Origin of the sequence: Salipiger mangrovisoli, from assembly GCF_015223355.1 — a bacterium.
In the GTDB taxonomy this organism is placed as follows: domain Bacteria; phylum Pseudomonadota; class Alphaproteobacteria; order Rhodobacterales; family Rhodobacteraceae; genus Salipiger; species Salipiger mangrovisoli.
In genome coordinates this window covers 18,618-39,745 of sequence record NZ_JADFFK010000034.1, presented here as the reverse complement: position 1 = coordinate 39,745, position 21,128 = coordinate 18,618, and the positions used below count along the sequence as shown (strand labels likewise).

Genomic DNA, 21,128 nt, shown 5'->3' with positions numbered 1-21,128 from the left:
GCCGGCATCGGCTACGCGCCGCTCTACGATCCCGAGAACAGCAAGCCGCGCAGCTGACCCGCGGCGAAACCGGACTGGAACAACAACGCCGGCGGGACACCCCGCCGGCGTTTTGCCGTTCCGCGGCACGCGGGACGGTCCCGCGACCCCCTGCGCTGCACCGACTGCGCAAGCGGGCCGCGAAGTTGACCAAGGGTACCGTTTACGTAAACCTGTTGACGCTTTGGTAATGCCTCGGTACCAATGGCTACGGATTTCAGAAATCCGATCGTTTTTAGGGAGGAGCGATCAATGTCTGAATGCGTGAAGCATTCCGCTATTGTGGCGGCGGGAGCGGTATTTGCGCTCTTGCCCTTGTCAGGTGGGGCCCATGCGGCCGGGTTCCAGCTGCGTGAAATGAGTGCCGAGGGTGTGGGGTCGGCCTTTTCCGGATCGACGGCAAAGGCCACGGATCTTTCAACGATCTACTCCAACCCCGCCGGGATGATGCGTATCCCCGGCGCGCGCGCGCAGGTCGACCTGAACTATGTGGTGCCGACCATCCGCTTCTCGGGCGAGGCGGACATTGCCGGCTTCGGCCTGTCCGGCGGCAATGGCGGCGATGCCGGCGAGAACAAACTCGTCCCCGCGTTCTACGGGCTCTTCGACCTTACTCCGACCGTCAAGGCGGGGATTTCCCTGACCGTCCCCTTCGGCCTCGCAACGGCGTATGACGAGGACTGGAAGGGCCGCTATTTCGCCATCGAGAGCGAAATCGAGAACATCGTCCTGACGCCCAGCATCGCCTGGCAGGCGACCGAGAAGCTGTCGCTTGGGGCCGGCATCCAGATCGGTCATGCCGATGCGACGCTGTCGAGCGCGATCAATCTCTCGGGCCTCGGGCTTGCGGACGCGGCATCCGAACTCACCGGCGACGGCTACGGATATGGCTACACGCTGGGGATGCTCTACGAGGTCTCGCCGACGACGCGCGTCGGTTTGAGCTATCGGTCCAAGGCGGACTACACGCTCGAAGGCACCGCCAAGATCACCGGCGTTCCGGACGCCTATACGGCCGCGATCCCGGCGCTGCGCAGCTCCGATGCCGAGGCCGAGGTCACGATGCCCGATGTGCTGTCCATCGGTGCCTATCACGAGATCAACCCGCAATGGGCGGTGATGGGCGATGTCTCCTGGACCAACTGGTCGACCTTTGACGAGCTGCGGGTGAAATTCGACGATGGCCGCCCCGACGACGTGACCGACGAGAACTGGGAAGATTCCTGGTTCGTCGCGCTCGGCGCAGACTACAAGCCGCGCGACAAGCATACGATCCATTTCGGCGTCGCTTACGACCAGAGCCCGGTGCCGGATGACCATAGAACCGCGCGCATCCCCGACGCCGACCGCTACTGGGCATCGCTCGGCTACAGCTACGAGTTCGGCCCGGATCGGACGATCAACGTGGGCTATACCCATATCTTCTTCAACGAGGCGGATCTCGAGGAAACCAAGAGCTTCGGCACCGCCACCGGAACCCTCAAGGGCAGCTACGAAGGCCATGCCGATATCCTCAGCGCCAGCCTGACCTACCGGTTCTGAGCCTCCGCCGGGTCCCGCGCGCGCGATGCTGCGCCGCGTGGGACCCGGCGGCGCCACCTGACTTCAAGAAAGGCGTGTCTCGGGCCTCCGAGGCATGACCCGCAGTCCGCGCTCGCAGAGTGCCGGAACAGCTGTCCCGTACCCGGAGCCCAAGCTCATGAGTCCCAACGACATTGCGCCCGCCGCCCGCAAGCGGCACCGAGAGCCCGCCGGAACGCCTGGCCCATCTTCGCCAAGCCCCTCTTCGCATGGCGCGTCTTCGCAAAGCGCGGCAGGCAGCGGCGGCCAGCCCCGCACCATGCCCGCGCTTCTGGACCAAGCCGTGCGTCTGCATGGCGACCGTCCGGCCATGCATTTCCTCGGGCGGCGCTACAGCTACCGCGAGCTCGGGGCGCTGGTCGATCGCGCGGCGGCCGGCTTCGCGGCGCAGGGCGTCACCAAGGGGGTCCGCGTCGGGCTCTGCCTGCCGAACATGCCCGCCTTCGTCATCAACTATTTTGCCGTGCTGAAGGCCGGCGGAACGGTGGTCAATTTCAACCCGCTCTACGCCCCGCGCGAGTTGCAGCACCAGATCGAGGATTCCGGCATCTCGCTGATGGTCACCACCGATCTGGCGGCGATCTATCCCAAGGTCGCGGCGCAGCTCGGGCGCGGGTCGCTGACCCGGCTGGTGGTCTGTCCGATGGCCGAGATGCTGCCGCCGTTGAAGGCGTTGCTCTTTCCGCTGCTGAAGCGCCGGGATCTCGCGCGCGTGCCCAGCGACGCGCGGCACATCAGCTTTCGGCAGCTGACCAGAACCGCCGGTGCGCTGCCCCCTGCCCCGATCGACCCCGAGTTTGATCTCGCCGCGCTGCAATACACCGGCGGCACCACCGGGCTGTCGAAGGGCGCGATGCTGACCCATGCCAATATCGTCGCCAATGCCGAGCAGATCTATCAGCGCCTCCCGAGTCCCCGCATCGGCGAGGAACGGGTGCTTGCTGTGCTGCCGCTGTTCCATGTCTTCGGCATGACCGTCGCCATGAACCTCGCCGTCCGCATCGCTGCCGAAATCATCCTCGTGCCGCGTTTCGACATCGCTGGCACGATCGAGGTGATCGAGCGCCAGAAACCGACGCTGTTTCCCGGCGTGCCGACGCTTTACACGGCGATCAACCATGCCCTCGAGAAGCGCCCGGCCGACCTGTCCTCGCTGCGCTGCTGCATCTCGGGCGGAGCGCCGCTGCCCGGCGAGGTGCGCCGCCAGTTCGAGACGCTGAGCGGCTGTCGCCTCGGCGAGGGGTACGGGCTTTCGGAAAGCTCGCCTGTGGTCTGCTGCAACCCGCTCGACGGCGGCGCGCGCGACGGCTCGATCGGCCAGCCGCTGGCCGACACGCAGGTGGAGATCCGCGATCTCGACGACCCGACGCGGATCTGCGGCCCGCATGAGAAGGGCGAGCTTTGCGTGCGCGGCCCGCAGGTCATGCGGGGCTATTGGAACCGCCCCGAAGACACGCGCGCGATCTTCATCGAGGGGGCCCTGCGCACGGGAGACGTCGGCTATGTCGACGAGGACGGCTTCTACTTCATCGTCGACCGGATCAAGGACATGATCCTGTGCAGCGGTTACAACGTCTATCCGCGGGTCATCGAAGAGGCGCTCTACCAGCACCCCGCCGTGGCCGAGGCCGTGGTGATCGGTGTGCCCGACGCCTACCGCGGCAGCGCCCCCAAGGCCTTCGTCGTGCTGAAGACGCCGCTCGATGCGCCGGAAGACACGCTGCACGGCTTCCTCAAGGAATATCTCTCGCCGATCGAAATGCCGAGGCAAATCCAGGTCTGCGAGAGCCTGCCGAAGACCCCGGTCGGCAAGCTGTCGAAGAAGGATCTGCTCGAACGCGAGCGCCAGAGCGCGGCAACGGCCCAATCCGGAGGCACGGTGGCGTCATGAGCTTCGTAAGCGTCATCACGTGGACGGAAGAGTCTGTTCCTTTTCTGCATCGTGATGCTAAACATTATGATGGGTCGCGATCCGTGCGTTCGCCCGCCCCCTTGCTGCGACAGGTCTCACATGGACAAGCTCTTCTCGATCTCGGACCTGTCGAAAGAGCTTGGCGTGACGCCGCGAACCATCCGCTTCTACGAGGAACAGGGCCTGGTGTTGCCGCAGCGGGTGGGCACCAACCGGATCTACACGTCGCGGGATCGCGGCAGGCTGATCCTGATCCTGCGTGGCAAGCGCCTCGGCTTCACGCTGAAGGACATCCGGGAATACCTCGACCTCTACGACGCCGATCCGACCCAGCGCGAGCAGATCGACACGCTGCTCGGCAAGGTGCGGCAGCGCATCGCGGAACTGGACGAACAGTTCGAGACGCTGCGCGTGACGCTGAAGGAGCTACGCGAGATCGAACAGATGTCGCTCGACGCGCTGGAGCGCCACGAAAAGGCTGCCGCACGCTTCACGTCGCGGACGCCCTGACCCCCGCCGGACCCCGCAAGGGTCCACGCCCACAAATCCCATATGCAACTCCGGAGAGTTACCGATGACACGAGTCGTTGTCGCGGGCTACCTGCGCTCGCCCTTCACCCTGGCCCGCAAGGGCGCCCTGGCCAAGGTCCGGCCCGACGATCTGGCCGCGCAGGTGGTCAAGGCGCTGGTCGCGCGCACAGGCGTCGATCCCGAGGCGATCGAGGATCTGCTGCTCGGCTGCGCCTTCCCCGAGGGCGAGCAGGGCCTGAACCTCGCCCGCCTCGTCGGGCTGATGAGCGGGCTGCCGCAGTCGGTGGGCGCCGCCACGATCAACCGCTTCTGCGGCTCGTCGATGACCTCGGTCCATGTCGCCGCCGGCTCGATCGCCATGGGCGCCGGAGAGGCCTTTGTCTGCGCCGGGGTCGAGAACATGAGCCGGGTGCCGATGATGGGCTTCAACCCGATGCCGCATCCCGAGTTCGCCCGCGCGCACCCCGAGGCCTACATGGGCATGGGCGAGACGGCGGAGAACGTCGCCCGCCGCTGGCAGATCACCCGCGCCGAGCAGGAAGAATTCGCCCTGCGCTCGCAGGAAAAGGCGGCGGCAGCGCTGCAACAGGGCCGCTTCGCCGACGAGATCGTGCCGATCGCCGGCCGCGGCGGTGTCGTCGAGACCGACGGATGCCTGCGCCCCGAAACGACGCTGGATGCTCTTGCGGAGCTCAAGCCTGCCTTCGATGCGCAGGGCGTGGTGACCGCAGGCACCTCCTCGCCGCTGACCGACGGCTGCGCGGCGGTGCTCGTCTGCTCGGAGGCCTATGCCCAGAAGGCCGGTCTGCCGATCCTTGCCTACGTGAAATCCGTGGCGGTGAAGGGCTGCGCGCCCGATGTCATGGGGATCGGTCCGGTGGCCGCGACCCGCGCCGCGCTGGAGCGCGCCGCCATCTCGGCCGGTGATCTCGACGTGATCGAGTTGAACGAGGCCTTTGCCAGCCAGTCCATCGCCTGCATCCGCGATCTCGACCTTGATCCGGCGCGGGTCAACCTTGACGGCGGTGCCATCGCGCTCGGCCATCCGCTCGGCGCCACCGGCGCGCGGATCGTCGGCAAGGCTGCGAGCCTGCTGAAGCGCGAGGGCGGCCGCTACGCGCTGGCCACCCAGTGCATCGGCGGCGGTCAGGGCATCGCCACCATCCTGGAGGCCGCATGATGGCGGGCATCGAGAAGGTCGCCGTCATCGGCGCGGGTGTCATGGGAGCCGCGATCGCGGCCCATGTCGCCAACTCCGGCACGCAGGTGCTGCTGCTCGACATCGTGCCTGAGGGCGCGGCGAACCGGAACGCGCTCGCCGAGGGCGCGGTGGCGAAGATGCTGAAGGCCGACCCCGCTCCTTTCATGGGCACCAGGGCCGCGCGCCTCGTCGAAACCGGCAATCTGGAAGATGATCTTTCGCGCCTCGCCGAGGCCGACTGGATCATCGAGGCGGTGATCGAGCGGCTCGACATCAAGCAGGATCTTTATCGCAAGATCGATGCGGCCCGGAAACCCGGCAGCATCGTCTCCTCCAACACCTCGACCATCCCGCTTGCGACGCTGGTCGGCGGGCTGCCGGAGAGCTTCGCGCAGGACTTCCTCGTCACGCATTTCTTCAATCCGCCCCGCTACATGCGGCTGATGGAGCTGGTCACCGGCGCCGCGACGCGCGCGGATGCAGCCACACTCATCACCGAGTTTGCCGACCGGCGGCTTGGCAAGACGGTGGTCAAGGCGAAGGACACGCCGAGCTTCATTGGCAACCGGCTTGGCATCTACTGGTTGCAAAAGGCGGTCCTCGAGGCCGCCGAGAGCGGCATCCCCGTCGAGATGGCCGACGCGCTGATCGGCAAGTCCTTCGGCATTCCCAAGACCGGCGTCTTTGGCCTGCTCGATCTGGTCGGGCTCGACCTCATGCCGCATGTGACCGCGAGCCTTGCCGCCGCGCTGCCGCAGGCTGACGCCTTCCATGCTGCCAACCGCCCGCTGCCGGTGGTTCAGAAGATGATCGCCGAGGGCTACACCGGCCGCAAGGGCAAGGGCGGCTTCTACCGGATGAACCGCGAGGCTGGGCAGAAGCTGAAGGAGGCGATCGACCTCTCGAGCGGCCATTACGCCCCCGCCCGCAAGCCGCGGTCCGAGGCGATGGAAGAGGCCGGGCGCAGCCCGCGCGCGCTCATGGCGCATGACAGCGCCGAGGGCCGTTATGCCGCCGAGGTCATGGGCGCGACGCTGCGCTATGCCGCCGGGCTGGCCGGCGAAGTGGCCGACACGATCGCCGATATCGACGAGGCCATGTGCCTCGGCTACGGCTGGAAGGACGGCCCCTTTGCGCTGATGGACAAGATCGGCCCGGACTGGCTGGCCGAGCGGCTCGAAGCCAAGGGCCAGACCGTCCCGCCGATCCTCGAACTGGCGCGCGGGCGCAGCTTCTACCGCGTCGAGGATGGACGGCTCGAACAGCTCGGTCTCGACGGCGGCTACCACCCGGTGACCCGCCCCGACGGCGTGCTGCTGCTCTCGGACATCAGGCGCGGCGCGAAGCCGGTGCTGAAGAACGGCTCCGCCGCGGTCTGGGACATCGGCGACGGCGTTCTGTGCTTCGAGTTCACCTCGAAGATGAACGCGATGGACGACCAGATCATGGCGCTGCTGGCCAAGACGCTGAAGCTGGTGGAGGCCGAGTACAAGGCGCTCGTCATTCACAACGAGGGCACGAACTTCTCGGTCGGCGCGAACCTTGGCCTGGCGCTCTTTGCCGCCAACATCGCCGCCTGGGACCAGATCGAGACGCTTGTGGGCCTGGGGCAGCAGACGTTCCAGAAGATGCGCAACGCCCCCTTCCCGGTGGTCGGCGCGCCCTCGGGCATGGCGCTCGGCGGTGGCTGCGAGGTGCTGCTGCATTGCGACGCGGTGCAGGCCCATGCGGAAAGCTACATCGGCCTCGTCGAGGTCGGCGTCGGGCTGATCCCCGGCTGGGGCGGCTGCACCGAGATGCTGCACCGCTGGCAGAAGTTCGGACGCCTGCCGAAGGGACCGATGCCGGCCCCCTCGAAGGTCTTCGAGATCCTCAGCACGGCGACGGTGGCGAAATCCGCCGCCGAGGCCAAGGAGCTGCTGTTCCTGCGCCCCGAGGACGGCGTCACCATGAACCGCGCCCGGCTGCTGGCCGATGCCAAGGCCCGTGCGCTGGCCATGGTCGAGGGCTACGTGCCGCCCGAGACGCGGGACTACACGCTGCCCGGCCCGTCCGGCCTCGTCGCCATGGAGATGGCGGTGCAGCAGTTCCGCAAGATGGGCAAGGCCACGGCCTATGACGAGATCGTCTCGGGCGCGCTGGCCGAGGTGCTGTCGGGCGGCGACACCGATCCGATCGACACGCTCACCGAGGCGGACCTGCTGAAACTCGAGCGGGACCGGTTCTTCACGCTGGTCAAGCGGCCCGGCACGCTCGCGCGTATCGAGTCCATGCTTTTGACCGGCAAGCCGCTCCGGAACTGAACCCCGGCCTTGGGCCTTTGACAGAGGGACATCACGACGATGGCCAATTACACGCCCCCCCTGCGCGACATGCGCTTTGTCTACCACGAGCTGCTGGGCTGCGACGATCTGGCGGAGCTGCCGGGGTTCGAGGAGTTCACCGCCGACCTGATCGACCCGATCCTCGAAGAGGCCGGCAAGATCTGCGCCGAGGTGCTGCACCCGATCAACCGCTCCGGCGACGAGGAAGGCTGCCGGCTGGAGAACGGCGTCGTCCGCACCCCCGCCGGCTTCCCCGAGGCCTACCGCCAGTTCCGCGAGGGTGGCTGGACGGCGATCACCTGCGATCCGGCCTATGGGGGGCAGGGCCTGCCCAATGCCGCCGACGTGCTGGTGACCGAGATGATCTGCTCGGCGAACCTGTCGTTCGGCATGTATCCGGGCCTGTCGCATGGCGCCTATCTTGCGCTGCACAGCCACGGCTCGGAGGAGCTGAAGCGGGCCTACCTGCCGAAGCTCGTCGATGGCACCTGGTCGGGCACCATGTGCCTGACCGAGCCGCATTGCGGCACCGATCTGGGACTTCTGCGCACCAAGGCCGAGCCGCAGGAGGATGGAAGCTTCCGCATCACCGGCACCAAGATATTCATCTCTGCCGGCGAGCATGACCTGACCGAGAACATCATCCACCTGGTGCTGGCGCGGCTGCCGGATGCGCCCAAGGGCTCGCGCGGGATCAGCCTCTTCGTCGTGCCCAAGTTCCTGCCCACCTCCGAGGGTACACCGGGCGACCGCAACGGCGTGATGTGTTCCAGCATCGAGCACAAGATGGGGATCAAGGCCTCGGCGACCTGCGTGATGAACTTCGACGAGGCGCAGGGCTGGCTCGTCGGCGCGCCGCACAAGGGTCTGCAGGCGATGTTCACCATGATGAACAACGAGCGCCTCGCGGTCGGTGGACAGGGGTTGGGCATCGCCGAGGCCGCCTACCAGGGCTCGGTCGCCTATGCGCGCGAGCGCCTGCAGGGGCGGTCGCTCACTGGCACCAAGGCCCCCGACAAGCCTGCAGACCCGATCATCGTGCACCCCGACGTGCGCCGGATGCTGCTCCTGCAGCGCGCCACCACCGAGGGCTGCAGGGCGATGGCGGTCTGGGTGGCCAAGGAGCTCGACAAGCAAGAACGCCACCCCGAGCCGGAGGTGCGCAAGGCGTCCGAGGACTTCGTGGCGCTGATGACCCCGATCGTGAAGGCGCTGTTCACCGACCTCGGCTTCGAGAATGCCAACCTTGGAATGCAGGTGCTCGGCGGACACGGCTACATCCGCGAGCATGGCATGGAGCAGCACGTCCGCGACGCGCGCATCACGCAGATCTACGAGGGCACCAACGGCATCCAGGCGCTCGACCTCGTGGGCCGGAAGCTGGGCGCCAATGGCGGGCGCTACCTGCGCCGGTTCTTCCACCCGGTGTCGGAGTACATCGAGGCGCGGGCCGAGACCCCCGAGATGGCCGCCTATGTCGGCCCGCTGGCCAAGGCCTTCGGCAGGCTGCAGACGGCAACCGCCACCGTCGCCCAGCGGGGGCTCGCAAACCCGGACGAGGCCGGTGCCGCGGCAACCGACTACATGCGCCTCTTCGGCCTGACGGCGCTTGGCTATCTCTGGGCGCGCATGGCTGAAACGGCGATGGAACAAACCCGCGAGACCGGCGATGCCGACGGCTTCTACGCCGCAAAGCAGGTGACGGCGCGGTTCTACATGGAGAAGATGCTGCCACAGACCGGCGCCCTGCTGTCGCAGATCATGGCCGGGGGACAAACCCTCATGTCGCTCGACGAGGCGGCCTTCTGACGGGGGAGCCGGACGCGGCAACGGACCGGGGCATACCCGGCTTGCCGCGTCTCATGCAGATCCAGCGCGCCTCCCCTCGGGCGGCGCGCGGGAAACCGGCGCCGACGGTTTTCCTGAGGTGCCGGACCGCGCGAGGATGCGCCCCTGAGAGACGCAGGGCGCAAAGGGAGTGAACGGAATGGACGATCTTGGCGGCAAGACCCTCTTCATCAGCGGCGGCAGCCGCGGCATCGGGCGGGCCATTGCGCTCCGCGCCGCGCGCGACTGCGCCAATGTGGTTCTGGCGGCGAAGACCGTCACACCGCATCCCCGCCTGCCCGGCACCATCGAGGATGCCGCGGCCGAGGTCGAGGCGCAGGGCGGGCGCGCCCTGCCCCTGATGCTCGACATCCGCGACGATGCGGCAGTGGCCGAGGCCGCGCGCAAGGCCGAGGCGCATTTCGGTGGCATCGACATCGTGGTCAACAATGCCAGCGCGATCTCGCTGACACCCACGCCGGAGACCGAGATGAAGCGCTTCGACCTGATGATGCAGGTCAACATGCGCGGCACCTTCGCGGTCACCCGCGCCTGCCTGCCAGCGCTGAAGAAGGCCGCGAACCCGCATGTGCTGACGCTCTCGCCGCCGCCGTCGCTCGACCCGGCCTGGTACGGGCCGCATGTGGCCTACACCATCTCGAAGATGGGGATGAGCCTCTGCGTGCTCGGTTGGGCCGAGGAGTTCCGCAGCCTCGGCATCGCCGCCAACGCGCTCTGGCCCCGCACCGTCATCGACACCGCGGCGCTTGCCATGCTCGGCGGCGCGGTCCAGCCAAGGAACTGCCGGACGCCGCAGATCGTCGCCGACGCCGCCCATGCGATCCTCACCCGCCCGGCGCAGGGGTGCACCGGCAATTTCTTCATCGACGAGGCGGTGCTGCGCGAGGCCGGGGTCACGGATTTCTCGCATTACGCCGTCGATCCCGCGGAGCCGCTCCTAACCGATCTCTTTGTCGCCCCCGAGGCGTGAGCGGCACAGATGATCCGGCGCGCGCCACGTCGGACCCGTGCCTCCGAAAGGAGGCCGGCCCGCGGGTGCCCGCCGCAGATCCTCTCGGCGGACGGCCTCTCTTGACCTTCCAGCGCGGGAAGCTCCTATCTGTGCCGCATCTTGCACTCGAAGGAGCTTCGGATGAGCCGCTACAAGATCGAAGACATGAGCTGCGGGCACTGCGTGTCCGCCATCGAAACGGCGGTCGCCGCCGCGGAGCCCGGCGCTCGGGCGACATGCGATCTGGGCACCAAGACCGTGGACATCACCGGCGCGCGCGACGAGCACGCCGTGCTGCGGGCCATCCGTGACGCCGGCTACGAGCCGATCGCGTCCTGAGGCGTTTGCCGCGGCACCACGACAGGAGGCCGCCCGCGCGCTGCGCGCGGTCGGTGCACCGGCACGGCCTCCCGACGGATCAACTCGACAGCAGCTTTTTCCGGGCGGCGTATTCATCGGGCTCGATCTCGCCGCGGGCGAGGCGCATATCGAGCTCGGCAAGCGCCGCCTGTCGGCCTCGCGGGGTGGTGCCGGTCTCGTGGCTGCGGACGAACCATATGACCCCCGCGACCACCAATCCGAGCACGATCAGCCAGAGGACCGGGCCGAAGATCATGGACACGCCGTGCCCGTAGCCCCAATCCATCATGTGGCCGTATGTCTCCGGGTCCGCCGCCGCCGGCGACGCGAAGAGCATTGAAGCGAACAGAAGTTTTTTCATGGCCACCTCCCGTGGCAAGCGCGCAATGTCGCAAGTGTGCGCCCGCGCCCGGCCGAACGCGTTGATCAAGCGCAAACGCCGCCACATCTTTGGTCGCCTCCAGCTTGCGGCACCACCCGCTTGAGGGAGCCGCACCGCCGCGGCACGCGAGAAAGGCGCGAGACGGTCTTGACCTTCCCCCTACTGGAAGCCCCATCTGTTCTGGGACACTGACAAAGCCGACGGGAGGTTCCGATGGCCCATGCTCCCCACATCCACGGTGCTGCGCCCCATCGCACGGTGACCGGGGTCACCCGCGATCCGGTCTGCGGCATGACCGTTGACCCGGAGGCGGGCAAGCCCAGCCTCGAGCACGACAGCCATTTCTACCACTTCTGCTCCGAGGGGTGCCGCGACCGGTTCCGCGCCGATCCGCTCGCCTATCTCACTGCCACCGACCCTGTCTGCGGTATGAAGGTCGATCGCTCCAGCGCCGCCCACATGCTCAAGCACGAGGGAGAGAAGGTCTACTTCTGCTCCGAGCGCTGCCAGTCGAAGTTCGCGGCCGAACCCGACGCCTATCTCGGGGACCGCCCCGCGCCGGAGAAGATGCCCGAGGGCACGCAATACACCTGCCCGATGCACCCGGAGATCCTGCGCGATGCGCCCGGTGACTGTCCGATCTGCGGCATGGCGCTCGAGCCGGTGACGCCCTCGGCAGAGAGCGGGCCGAACCCGGAATACCTCGACATGAAGCGCCGGCTGAAGATCACCGCCCCGCTTGCGGCGCTGATCTTCGTGCTTGAGATGGGCGCGCACATCGGCCTCCCCTTCGCCGATTGGATCGGCCACGGGCGCTTCGGCTGGGTACAATTCGCATTGGCGACGCCGGTGGTGATCCTCTGCTGGCCGTTCTTCAAGCGGGGCTGGGCTTCGATCGTCAACCGCGCGCCCAACATGTGGACGCTGATCGCGCTCGGCACCGGGGCGGCCTACCTCTTCTCGGTGGTCTCGCTGCTGGCGCCGGGACTGTTCCCGGCGGCGATGCGCGATGGCATGGGCATGACGCCGGTCTATTTCGAGGCGGCGGCGGTGATCCTCGTGCTGGTGCTGGTCGGGCAGGTCATGGAACTGGCCGCCCGCGAGCGCACCGGCGATGCGATCCGCGCGCTGCTCGACCTCGCGCCAAAGACCGCGCGGCGGATGAGAGAAGGCACCGAAGAGGATGTGCCGCTCGATGAGGTCGCTTCCGGCGACATCCTGCGCGTCCGTCCCGGCGAGAGCGTGCCGGTGGATGGCGTGGTGACCGAGGGGCATTCCTCGGTGGACGAGAGCATGATCACCGGCGAGCCGGTGCCGGTGGAAAAGACGCAGGGCGCGCCGGTCACCGGCGGCACGCTCAACAAGACCGGCAGTTTCCTGATGCGGGCCGAGAGCGTGGGCTCCGAGACCACCCTCTCGCGCATCGTCGAGATGGTCTCCAAGGCGCAGCGCTCGCGTGCGCCGATCCAGGCGATGGCCGACCGGGTGGCGGCGTGGTTCGTGCCCGCCGTGGTCGCGGTGGCGGTGCTGGCCTTCCTCGCGTGGACGGTCTTCGGCCCCTCCCCGGCGCTCTCCTATGCCTTCGTGGCGGCGGTCTCGGTGCTGATCATCGCCTGCCCCTGCGCGCTTGGCCTCGCGACGCCCATGTCGATCATGGTGGCCACCGGGCGCGGCGCGCAGGCGGGCGTGCTCATCCGCGACGCCGAGGCGCTGGAGCGCTTCTCGAAAGTGGACGTGCTGGTGGTCGACAAGACCGGCACGCTGACCGAGGGCAAGCCGACGCTGACCGACGCCGAACCCGCAGAGGGCATGGAGAAAACCGAGCTGCTGGCCTTCGCCGCCGCGCTGGAACGCGGCTCCGAGCATCCGCTGGCCGAGGCGATCACCGCCGGCGCGCGCGAGGCCGGGGCGCCGGAGCGCGAGGCCTCGGACTTCGAGGCGGTCACCGGCAAGGGCGTGACCGGCAGCGTCGGCGGCCAGCGCGCCCTGCTCGGCAACGCGGCGCTGATGGCGGACGAGGGCGTAGACCTCGGCGCTCTCAAGGACCGGGCCGACGCGCTCCAGCGTGACGGCAAGACCGCGATGTTCGTCGCCGTGGACGGGCGCGCCGCAGGGCTGGTGGCCGTTGCCGACCGGGTCAAGCAGAGCACGCCCGAGGCGATCAGGGCGCTGCACGAGGCCGGGCTGCGCATCGTGATGGCCACCGGCGACGCCAAGGCCACAGCCGAAGCGGTCGCGCGGGACCTCAATATCGACGAGGTGCATGCCGAGGTCAGCCCCGAGGACAAGCACGGGCTGATCGAGACGCTGCGCAGAGAGGGCCTGTCGGTCGCCATGGCCGGCGACGGGGTGAACGACGCCCCGGCACTGGCCGCCGCCGACGTCGGCATCGCCATGGGCACCGGCGCGGACGTGGCGATGGAAAGCGCGGGCATCACGCTGGTGAAGGGCGATCTCGGCGGCATCGTCCGGGCGCGCCACCTTGCCGAGGCAACCATGCGCAACATCCGGCAGAACCTCTTCTTCGCCTTCGTCTACAACTCGGCGGGCGTGCCGCTGGCGGCGGGCATCCTCTACCCGCTCTTCGGCGTCCTGCTCTCGCCCATCGTTGCGGCGGCGGCGATGAGCCTTTCGTCCGTCTCGGTGATCACCAACGCGTTGCGGCTGCGCGGGGTGAAGCTGTGAGGTGGCTTGGGCTTGCCGTGCTGGTGCTGGCTGCGCTGTCGGGTTGGCTGCTCTTCGGCGGGGTCGAACGTGCCCCCGCCGAAGCTGCGCAGATCGCCGAGGGCAAGACGCTCTACGCCCAGACCTGCGCCGCCTGTCACGGCGCGGATCTCGAGGGCCAGCCGAACTGGCGCAGCCCCGGTCCCGATGGACGCCTGCCCGCGCCGCCGCATGACGCGAACGGCCACACATGGCACCATCCCGACGAGGTGCTCTTCCGGATCACCAAGCTTGGCACCGCCGCCGTGGTCGGCAACGGCTATGCGAGCAACATGCCCGGCTTCGGCGATCAGCTTACCGACGCGCAGATCGAGGCGGTGCTGACCTACATCAAATCGACCTGGCCGGAGGAACTGCGCGCACATCAGGCGGAGATCTCCGCGGCGCCCGGATAAAACTCCGGGAACTTTCTCGGAACCCTCCAGCGCTGGAAGCCCGTTGAGCCTGAAAAGCGACAAGCATGGAGGTGCCGATGACCTATTCCCGCTTCGCCCTCATGATCCTCGCCTCGACGGTGATCATGTTCGGGCTGATGTATCTCAACACCTATGCAGTCGAGCATGTCTTCTTCAGCGAGACCCGGCTCTACATGGCGATCGTCATGGGCGCGGCCATGGCCTTCGTCATGCTTGCCTTCATGGCGGCGATGTACCCCAGCCGGGCGGTCAATATTGCCATTTTCGCGGGCAGCATCGTGGTCTTCGCAGGCGCGCTCTGGCTGGTGCGCAGCCAGGCGACCGTGAATGGCACAAGTTACATGCGCGCGATGATCCCGCATCATTCGATCGCCATCATGACATCCGAGCGCGCTGGCATCGAGGATGCGCGGGTGCGCAAGCTCGCCGATGGCATCATCTCGGCCCAGAAGAAGGAAATCGCCGAGATGCGCGCGCTGATCGCCGAAGTCTCCGCCGGAGACGTGCAGACCGAGGTCTACGAGGACCCGCCCGCGCGGCAGGGCACGTTGCAGGACGCGCTGAACAACACGCTCCTGTCGACGCTCGACCCGGCGCCGCTGACCGCCGAGGAGGCCGGTGATGCGATGCCCGAAGGCGAGACTTGCGCCTTCCGCCGCACCCGCACCGAGGACCCGGTGCTGATCGCGGCAGCGGACGGCAGCGGGGCCGTCACCAAGCTGAACGGCATCATCCTGCCTCTGGATGCGGCGGGGGCCGAGGGCCGCTTTGGCACCGAGGGGCTCGAAATGAGCGTCGAGCCGGTCGAGGCGTTGCGGTCCGACAGCCAGCTGACCTTCCGGCTCGACCCCGGCCCGGAGGCGATCTACCGTGGCTTCTGGTCCTGTTCCGGCTGAGACGCCCGACATGCGCGCAAGACCGCACAGCTTGCCCCCTCATGCCGCGAACGTGATCTGACGCCGAGCCGCGTTGGGCGTAGCGTCGCGCCATGACACGGCTCCTGCTTCGCCTGCTGATGCTGACCCTGCTCGGGGTCTGGACCGCGCTGCCGGCCGGGCCGGTGCGCGCGATGGCGATCACTGCGCTGTGCTGCGATCCCCCCGCGAGCGTCGAGGCCCATGCGGGCCACGCAGCGCATCCATCCGCCGCGCATGGCGAGATGGGGGACAAGGGCCACGCCCAGATGTGCGAGGCCCATTGCCTGCCGGTTGACGCGGCCCGTATCGGGGACCTGCCCGGCCCCGGCAAGGCTCAGGTGTCGCGGGTCGTGGCGTCGCTTGCCGACGTGACGCTGTCGTCCCAGGATTTCGCCCCATCATACCCTCCTCCCCGAAGCTGATCTCCACGGGACCTCGTCCCGCCTCGCGAAACCTCATTTCACGGAGATCATCATGACCCGATATTCCCGCCGCGGCTTTCTTGCCGCTTCCGCCGCCGTGTCCGCCTCGCTGCTGCTGCCCGCAAGGGCGCGGGCGGCAACGGACCGGCTGTCGCTCACCGCAGGCACCCGCACCATCGAGGTGAACGGCCGCGCTGCCACCGTCCTGGGGCTGACCAATGGCACGGGCGGCCAGGGGCTGACCCTCGATCCGGGCCAGCGCTTCGCCGTCGATCTGACCAATGGCCTCGATGCCGAGACGATCATCCACTGGCACGGGCAGATCCCGCCCAACGCGCAGGACGGCGCGCCCAACACCAACCCCATGCTGAAGGTCGGCGAGCGCCGCGCCTATGACTATGCGCCGCGGCCCGGCACCTTCTGGATGCACAGCCACATCCCGCAGCAGGAGATCGCCCTGCTTGCCGCGCCGCTGATCGTGCGCAGCGCCGAGGATGTCGCCGCCGACCGGCAGGAGGTGGTCATGTTCCTGCATGACTTCAGCTTCAAATCCCCCGATGACGTGCTGGCCGAGACCACCGGCAGCAGCGGCGGACACCATGGCGGGGCACATGCTCCGGCCCCGATGGACCATGGCGCCATGCACCACGGCGAGACCGCAGCACCGACGGGCGGAATGTCCGGCATGGGCGAGATGCCGGGCATGTCCGGCATGGGCAACATGTCCGGTATGAGCGGCATGTCCGAGATGCCGATGGACCTCAACGATTTCGACTTCGATGCCTATCTCACCAACGACCGCACGCTCGACGATCCGGAGGTCGTGACGGTCGAGCGCAACGGCCGTTTGCGGCTGCGGATCATCAACGGCGCGTCGATGACCGCCTATTGGATCGACACCGGCGAACTGCAAGCCCGGCTGGTCGCGGTGGACGGGGACGCGGTCGCGCCTCTTGCCGGCACGCGTTTCCCCATCGCCTCGGGCCAGCGCATGGAGATCGACCTCGACATGCCCGGTGACGGGATCGCCCGTCCTGTCCTCGCCCTGCGCGAGGGGGCACACGAGCAGACCGGGCTCATCCTCGCTCCGCAGGGCGCCGCGGTGCCGCGCCTGGCGACCCGCGCCGAGACCGAGACCCCGCCCGTTGCCGGCGACATGCGGCAGGAGCTTGCCTTGCGCGCCGTCTCGCCGCTCGCGGCCCGGGAGCCGGATGTTCGCCAGATGGTGATGCTCGGCGGCGCGATGGCCCCTTATGTCTGGACGATCAACGATGCGGTCTGGGAGGACCACAGGCCGATCACGGTGCCCCAGGGCGCGCGGGTCGAGATGATGTTCCACAACATGTCGATGATGGCGCATCCGATGCACCTGCATGGCCATGTCTTCCAGGTGGTCGCGGTCGGCGGTCAGCCCGTGCAGGGCGCGCTGCGCGACACGGTCTTCGTGCCGGCGATGGGCTCCGTGACGGTTGCCTTCGACGCCGGCGAGGCGGCGCGCTGGATGATGCACTGCCATCACATGGGGCATCTGGCGACGGGCATGATGACCGAACTGCAGGTGCGGGCCACGGCCTGACCAAAGGACCGGCGGCGCGGGGGAAGGTCCCCGCGCCGCGCCGATTCACGTCTGGCGGCGGTGCCCCTCTGGCCACCTCGATCCGGTCCGCCATCCCTGACGGTGTATACCAATCGACATGTCGCGCGTCGGGCGCCGGGCGTCATCCGCCGACCCCGGCGGATATGCGTGCCGTGCAGGTGCATGGCATGGGCGAAGACCCTGTCATTGACCAGCCGGAGGCGCAGCCTCTCGTTCTGATGCTGCAACCGCGCCCCGGCGGCATCTATCCGCCCAAGCGGGATCGCAACATTCCGTATCGGGAGATGATCACGTCCGAGATCGTCACGGCTGGAATGGTTCTGACGAAAGATGTGCTCAGGCCCATGGCACCGGCTGAAGAGCCCCATGTTCAGTGGCCGCCGCCTTCGCTGATTTCGAGGCACGAAGGCCATGAGGAGCAACAAGTTCAGCGATGACTCGAAGCGGGACGCGCCCGCGCAGATCACCGAGCGGGCGCCCCGGTCCGGGAAGCGTCGGAACGTCCGGGGATTGGCGCGTCGTCGCTCCACGCCTGGAAGAAGACGTTCGCGATGGCGTTTTCGGCAGAGGCGGGCCCGAAAAAGAGTTGGCGCGGGGTCTCGGAGGCGCGTGACAGTCCGAAAAGGGGGCGTCCCTGACGCGCCATTGGCCTGGGTGCCGATGAGGGTGGCGTTCGCGGCCGAGCCTCGCGGGCAGGTCTCCCTCGGGGCGAAGCGCCGGTGTCTGCGCGTCCGCCCGAGCGGCGTCCATGCCTGGGTGAAGGCGCCGGACAAGCCCCGGGACGAGTCCCTGTCCGCCATCAGCCCAAGGACCATGGCGAGGCTATTGATCCCCCGCGCTCGCGGACAGGTCTCTGGCCCCATGGAAGAGGAGAGAGGAAATGGAGCGATACCACGTTGGACTGGATGTCTCGAAGGATCGGACAACGATCTGCGGGCGCCGCTCAGAAGGCGTCACGAAACGGGCCTCCGAGACGAGGACGGTTCCGAATGCGAATGCGCCGTGCTTGGTCAGATGCATGACAAGACAGATGCCGACGACGCTGCGACGCTGGCCGATCTCGCGCGGGCGGGCTTTTGCCGAGGAGTCGAGGTCAAGAGGCAGCCTGCGCAGGAACGTCGGGCCTGGCTGGCAGCGCGCGACGCTGCGATCGGCGCTCAGCGCCACGCGGAGAAGACGATCCGCGGTCTGCTGGCCCGCCTCGGGGTGCGAGGTCCGGCTCAGCCTCGACCCCGCGAGGGCCGCAGACACGCAGCTCTTGGGGGGACACGACGCCTTGGCACCCCTCGTTCTGCCACGTCTGGCGGCGCGCACGGAAGCCCTGCGACGGGCGGCGGCGCTGACCTGGGGGCTGGTCCGGCAGGTGAAGGGGTCCGGCGCTTGCATGCGCCTGATGACCCTGCCCGACGCGGAACCTGTCACGGCCGCGACCTTGGAGGCGCGGGAGGCGACACCTGCCCCATCGGGACGCGGCACACGGTTGCCGCGTCGGCTAGGGCGGCAGGCACCGGATCTATCCCGCGAGATCTTCCTGCGGAGCGTACCGGGTGCCGCGCAGATCACCCGGGGACGTCCGAGCCCTAAACGCCGAGACGAAGCCCCGTCGTGGATGACTTCGGAAAGAGCCGAGGTGGACCCCCTTTCCCGGACAGGTTTGCGGCGCTGCCAAGCTTGCCTGGTGATCATGCTGCCGCCTTGCGGCCATGTGCCGAATTCGGGCGGTCGGTGGTGTGGACAGTCATGCATGTTCCGATGCCTGCCCGCGCCGCGGACCCGGTTTCGTAGGCGTGAAGGCAGACCCACTCGGTTTTCAGCGACCGCCATAGACGTTCGATCAGGGCATTGCCCATCCAGCGCCCGCGGCCGTCCGTCCTTTGCCCGGCAGGGCCGTGCGCTGCGATGTCCCGCGAGGCTGACGGCTGCCGTGGACCGGCAACTTGATGAACCGCGCCTCCCCTCTCGGCGTCATGCCTCGCATGACCGCGCCGGACCGTGGATCACCGTCCGCGCGCCGGTGGGCCCGAACCGATAGCGCCTTCAGTGGCGCGCCTTTGGTCAAAAAAAACCCGCCATGCCACCGGCCGATCCCGGCGTGCAGCTTCTCGATCTCGCCCTCCTTCCCGGCTGCCCGCGCCCCGGCCCTGCCCTGCCCGAGAAGAAACCGGACATGCCCTCGGGAGCCTGCCGCTTCCGGGTGTTGAGCAGCGTCCGATGCACGCCGCGCTTTGCCAACGGATCGGCAACCGTCAGCTCGCCTCGGATGGCCCGAAGCGTCGCCGTCGCCTTGCGCCCGGCGGTGGAAGTCCTTCGGTTGCCGGCCACGCTGTTCTTCCGCGTCATCCTGGGCCGCAAGCTTGGGAAAAGTCCGGTTTTCGGGGACTGGTTCACCCTTGACCGACTTGCGGATGGCCTGCGTTTCAGCAGCAGCGTGAAGGCTGGTGCAAAGCGCACAGCTTGCAGACATTCTGGAGCGATCGCGATCATCTCCCTCGTTTTTCTTGACATTGGGCGGGTTTGGCAGGCGTCCTGCCCAAATAAGAGGGGGACCCATGACCGAGGAACCGCTGGCCGACGTCCTCTTGCGCATGGCGCAGGGGGAGAGGGCCGCGCTGCGAAACCTCTATTCCGAAGCCGGCCCGAAACTTTTCGGGGTCTGTCTACGTATGCTCAAGGACAGGGCCGAAGCGGAAGACGCGTTGCAGGAGATTATGGTCAAGCTTTGGAGCAAGGCGCATCAGTTCGATTCCATGCGCGGCCAGCCGATGTCGTGGGTTGTGACCGTCGCGCGCAACCATTGCCTCGATCGCCTGCGATCGCGCACGGCCGCACTGCGCCGTGAGGCCGCCGGTTCGAATGATGCGGCCATGCTGGAGGTTGCCGACGCCGGGCCGGGGCCGGAAACCCTCGTCGAGATGAAGGACGAGGCGCGGCGCATCGCCGATTGTCTGGCGACGCTCGACACGGACCGTGCCACCGCTATCCGGAGCGCCTATCTTGACGGGCGCAGCTACGACGACATCGCGAGCGCCTTCGGGATCCCGCTGAACACCCTGCGCAGCTGGCTGCATCGTGGCCTGCGCAAGCTCAAGGAGTGCATGGACGCATGACGGAAGACGAGACCTCCGATCTCGCGGCGGACTACGTGCTGGGGCTTGCCTCGGCCGAGGATCGCGCGCGGGCCGAGGACCGGATCACCCGCGATCCGGCCTTCGCGCGGGAGGTCGAGATGTGGCAGGCGCGCTTCTCCGAGCTGAACGTCGAGTTCGCAGCCGTCGTGCCACCTTCCGCCGTGCTGGACCGAGCCGAGCAAAGGCTTTTCGGGGCATCCGGGCCGCTGCGAGGTGGCGTGCTTGGCTGGCTGCGTCGGGGAATGCAGAGCCGGGGCGCAACCGGGGACGCCGTGCGGAGGCCCGGACCTGCGATCCTTCTCGGGCTGGCCGTGGTGACCGCTATTGCGCTCGTGGCGATCTTGGGCACGCCTCTGTACCGGCCCGGCGCCCCGCTGGCAGAACTGAGCGCGCCGGACCTGCAGATCGCCGTCCGCGGCGACAGCCAACGGCTGGTCTTTCGCCGCCTGTCCGATGCACCCGATCCCGAGGGGCGATCCTACCAACTGTGGCTGATCCGCGACGGACAGGTCGCATCCCTCGGGCTCCTCGCCCCGCGCACGACCGAGGTGAGCGCTGATGTGCGTGCAGGCGATGTGCTGGCGGTCAGCCTGGAACCGGCGGGCGGATCGCCCGGTGCGGGCCCGAGCGGACCGGTGCTGGCAACCGCGCCGATTCCGAGCCTCTAGCGCAGCGGAACTTTTTTCTGCGCCTTGGCGCAACGCGGCCAATCGCGGCTTCGTATCCTCTGCAGCCCCGGACAAAACCGGCGCATT

At 68.0% G+C, this 21,128-nt stretch carries 17 protein-coding genes and 1 pseudogene; 16 read left to right on the top strand and 2 right to left on the bottom strand.

Going from position 1 to position 21,128, the window contains the following annotated elements:
* Positions 1-243 precede the first annotated feature (243 nt).
* The 8 genes from IQ782_RS26915 (at position 244) to IQ782_RS26880 (ending at position 10,766) form a co-directional block, all read left to right on the top strand.
* Positions 244-1,581 (top strand): OmpP1/FadL family transporter, encoded by a 1,338-nt coding sequence (locus IQ782_RS26915; protein ID WP_338092657.1) that lies wholly within the window; start codon positions 244-246, stop codon positions 1,579-1,581.
* 298 nt (positions 1,582-1,879) lie between these two features.
* Positions 1,880-3,511 carry a long-chain-fatty-acid--CoA ligase gene (locus IQ782_RS26910; RefSeq protein ID WP_240989603.1) on the top strand — a complete coding sequence of 544 codons (1,632 nt, stop codon included), beginning with the start codon at positions 1,880-1,882 and terminating at the stop codon, positions 3,509-3,511.
* A 120-nt stretch (positions 3,512-3,631) separates the two neighbouring features.
* Positions 3,632-4,042 (top strand): MerR family transcriptional regulator, encoded by a 411-nt coding sequence (locus IQ782_RS26905; RefSeq protein WP_194137765.1) that lies wholly within the window; start codon positions 3,632-3,634, stop codon positions 4,040-4,042.
* Between the two features lie 64 nt (positions 4,043-4,106).
* A complete protein-coding gene (locus tag IQ782_RS26900; protein WP_194137764.1) occupies positions 4,107-5,243 on the top strand; it encodes a thiolase family protein in 1,137 nt (378 codons plus the stop codon).
* Positions 5,240-7,567 carry a 3-hydroxyacyl-CoA dehydrogenase/enoyl-CoA hydratase family protein gene (locus IQ782_RS26895; protein WP_240989602.1) on the top strand — a complete coding sequence of 776 codons (2,328 nt, stop codon included), beginning with the start codon at positions 5,240-5,242 and terminating at the stop codon, positions 7,565-7,567. The genes IQ782_RS26900 and IQ782_RS26895 overlap by 4 nt, the downstream gene beginning before the upstream one ends.
* 39 nt (positions 7,568-7,606) lie before the next feature.
* Entirely contained in the window at positions 7,607-9,397 is a 1,791-nt protein-coding gene (locus tag IQ782_RS26890; RefSeq protein ID WP_194137763.1) for an acyl-CoA dehydrogenase C-terminal domain-containing protein, read from the top strand.
* 178 nt (positions 9,398-9,575) lie between these two features.
* Positions 9,576-10,406, top strand: a complete 831-nt coding sequence (locus IQ782_RS26885; RefSeq protein ID WP_194137762.1) for an SDR family oxidoreductase — start codon at positions 9,576-9,578, stop codon at positions 10,404-10,406.
* Positions 10,407-10,568: 162 nt separating this feature from the next.
* On the top strand, positions 10,569-10,766 hold the full coding sequence (locus IQ782_RS26880) for a heavy-metal-associated domain-containing protein (RefSeq protein WP_194137761.1): 198 nt from the start codon (positions 10,569-10,571) through the stop codon (positions 10,764-10,766).
* A 79-nt stretch (positions 10,767-10,845) separates the two neighbouring features.
* On the opposite strand, the gene IQ782_RS26875 is transcribed toward IQ782_RS26880, so the two are convergent.
* Positions 10,846-11,148: an SHOCT domain-containing protein gene (locus IQ782_RS26875; protein ID WP_194137760.1), complete on the bottom strand. Its 303-nt coding sequence runs from the start codon at positions 11,146-11,148 to the stop codon at positions 10,846-10,848.
* 234 nt (positions 11,149-11,382) lie between these two features.
* On the opposite strand from IQ782_RS26875, the gene IQ782_RS26870 reads away from it, so the two are divergent.
* From IQ782_RS26870 to IQ782_RS26845, 6 genes are all read left to right on the top strand, one after another.
* Positions 11,383-13,854 carry a heavy metal translocating P-type ATPase gene (locus IQ782_RS26870; protein WP_194137759.1) on the top strand — a complete coding sequence of 824 codons (2,472 nt, stop codon included), beginning with the start codon at positions 11,383-11,385 and terminating at the stop codon, positions 13,852-13,854.
* Positions 13,851-14,288, top strand: coding sequence for a c-type cytochrome (locus tag IQ782_RS26865; RefSeq protein ID WP_194137758.1), 438 nt, complete (start codon positions 13,851-13,853; stop codon positions 14,286-14,288). The genes IQ782_RS26870 and IQ782_RS26865 overlap by 4 nt, the downstream gene beginning before the upstream one ends.
* A gap of 77 nt (positions 14,289-14,365) precedes the next feature.
* A complete protein-coding gene (locus tag IQ782_RS26860; protein ID WP_194137757.1) occupies positions 14,366-15,205 on the top strand; it encodes a DUF6692 family protein in 840 nt (279 codons plus the stop codon).
* Between the two features lie 92 nt (positions 15,206-15,297).
* Positions 15,298-15,648 (top strand): hypothetical protein, encoded by a 351-nt coding sequence (locus tag IQ782_RS26855; RefSeq protein ID WP_194137756.1) that lies wholly within the window; start codon positions 15,298-15,300, stop codon positions 15,646-15,648.
* Positions 15,649-15,700: 52 nt separating this feature from the next.
* The gene (locus IQ782_RS26850; protein ID WP_194137755.1) at positions 15,701-17,224 is read left to right on the top strand and encodes a multicopper oxidase family protein; all 1,524 of its coding nucleotides are present in this window, start codon (positions 15,701-15,703) and stop codon (positions 17,222-17,224) included.
* A gap of 188 nt (positions 17,225-17,412) precedes the next feature.
* The gene (locus IQ782_RS26845) at positions 17,413-17,682 is read left to right on the top strand and encodes a hypothetical protein (RefSeq protein WP_194137754.1); all 270 of its coding nucleotides are present in this window, start codon (positions 17,413-17,415) and stop codon (positions 17,680-17,682) included.
* A gap of 1,245 nt (positions 17,683-18,927) precedes the next feature.
* Here the strand turns inward: IQ782_RS26845 and IQ782_RS30035 are convergent.
* Positions 18,928-19,113: pseudogene (locus IQ782_RS30035) on the bottom strand (integrase core domain-containing protein); the annotation flags it as partial.
* Between the two features lie 681 nt (positions 19,114-19,794).
* On the opposite strand from IQ782_RS30035, the gene IQ782_RS26835 reads away from it, so the two are divergent.
* Both IQ782_RS26835 and IQ782_RS26830 read left to right on the top strand, forming a co-directional pair.
* The gene (locus IQ782_RS26835; RefSeq protein ID WP_194137753.1) at positions 19,795-20,352 is read left to right on the top strand and encodes a sigma-70 family RNA polymerase sigma factor; all 558 of its coding nucleotides are present in this window, start codon (positions 19,795-19,797) and stop codon (positions 20,350-20,352) included.
* Positions 20,349-21,041 carry an anti-sigma factor gene (locus IQ782_RS26830; RefSeq protein ID WP_194137752.1) on the top strand — a complete coding sequence of 231 codons (693 nt, stop codon included), beginning with the start codon at positions 20,349-20,351 and terminating at the stop codon, positions 21,039-21,041. The genes IQ782_RS26835 and IQ782_RS26830 overlap by 4 nt, the downstream gene beginning before the upstream one ends.
* Positions 21,042-21,128: the final 87 nt, after the last annotated feature.

What these genes read in the sequence shown, in the direction of transcription:
- IQ782_RS26915 (WP_338092657.1), top strand. Translation starts at nt 244, where the DNA reads ATGGCTACGGATTTCAGAAATCCGATCGTTTTTAGGGAGGAGCGATCA.
- IQ782_RS26910 (WP_240989603.1), top strand. Translation starts at nt 1,880, where the DNA reads ATGCCCGCGCTTCTGGACCAAGCCGTGCGTCTGCATGGCGACCGTCCG.
- IQ782_RS26905 (WP_194137765.1), top strand. Translation starts at nt 3,632, where the DNA reads ATGGACAAGCTCTTCTCGATCTCGGACCTGTCGAAAGAGCTTGGCGTG.
- IQ782_RS26900 (WP_194137764.1), top strand. Translation starts at nt 4,107, where the DNA reads ATGACACGAGTCGTTGTCGCGGGCTACCTGCGCTCGCCCTTCACCCTG.
- IQ782_RS26895 (WP_240989602.1), top strand. Translation starts at nt 5,240, where the DNA reads ATGATGGCGGGCATCGAGAAGGTCGCCGTCATCGGCGCGGGTGTCATG.
- IQ782_RS26890 (WP_194137763.1), top strand. Translation starts at nt 7,607, where the DNA reads ATGGCCAATTACACGCCCCCCCTGCGCGACATGCGCTTTGTCTACCAC.
- IQ782_RS26885 (WP_194137762.1), top strand. Translation starts at nt 9,576, where the DNA reads ATGGACGATCTTGGCGGCAAGACCCTCTTCATCAGCGGCGGCAGCCGC.
- IQ782_RS26880 (WP_194137761.1), top strand. Translation starts at nt 10,569, where the DNA reads ATGAGCCGCTACAAGATCGAAGACATGAGCTGCGGGCACTGCGTGTCC.
- IQ782_RS26875 (WP_194137760.1), bottom strand. Translation starts at nt 11,148, where the DNA reads ATGAAAAAACTTCTGTTCGCTTCAATGCTCTTCGCGTCGCCGGCGGCG.
- IQ782_RS26870 (WP_194137759.1), top strand. Translation starts at nt 11,383, where the DNA reads ATGGCCCATGCTCCCCACATCCACGGTGCTGCGCCCCATCGCACGGTG.
- IQ782_RS26860 (WP_194137757.1), top strand. Translation starts at nt 14,366, where the DNA reads ATGACCTATTCCCGCTTCGCCCTCATGATCCTCGCCTCGACGGTGATC.
- IQ782_RS26855 (WP_194137756.1), top strand. Translation starts at nt 15,298, where the DNA reads ATGACACGGCTCCTGCTTCGCCTGCTGATGCTGACCCTGCTCGGGGTC.
- IQ782_RS26850 (WP_194137755.1), top strand. Translation starts at nt 15,701, where the DNA reads ATGACCCGATATTCCCGCCGCGGCTTTCTTGCCGCTTCCGCCGCCGTG.
- IQ782_RS26845 (WP_194137754.1), top strand. Translation starts at nt 17,413, where the DNA reads ATGGGCGAAGACCCTGTCATTGACCAGCCGGAGGCGCAGCCTCTCGTT.
- IQ782_RS26835 (WP_194137753.1), top strand. Translation starts at nt 19,795, where the DNA reads ATGACCGAGGAACCGCTGGCCGACGTCCTCTTGCGCATGGCGCAGGGG.
- IQ782_RS26830 (WP_194137752.1), top strand. Translation starts at nt 20,349, where the DNA reads ATGACGGAAGACGAGACCTCCGATCTCGCGGCGGACTACGTGCTGGGG.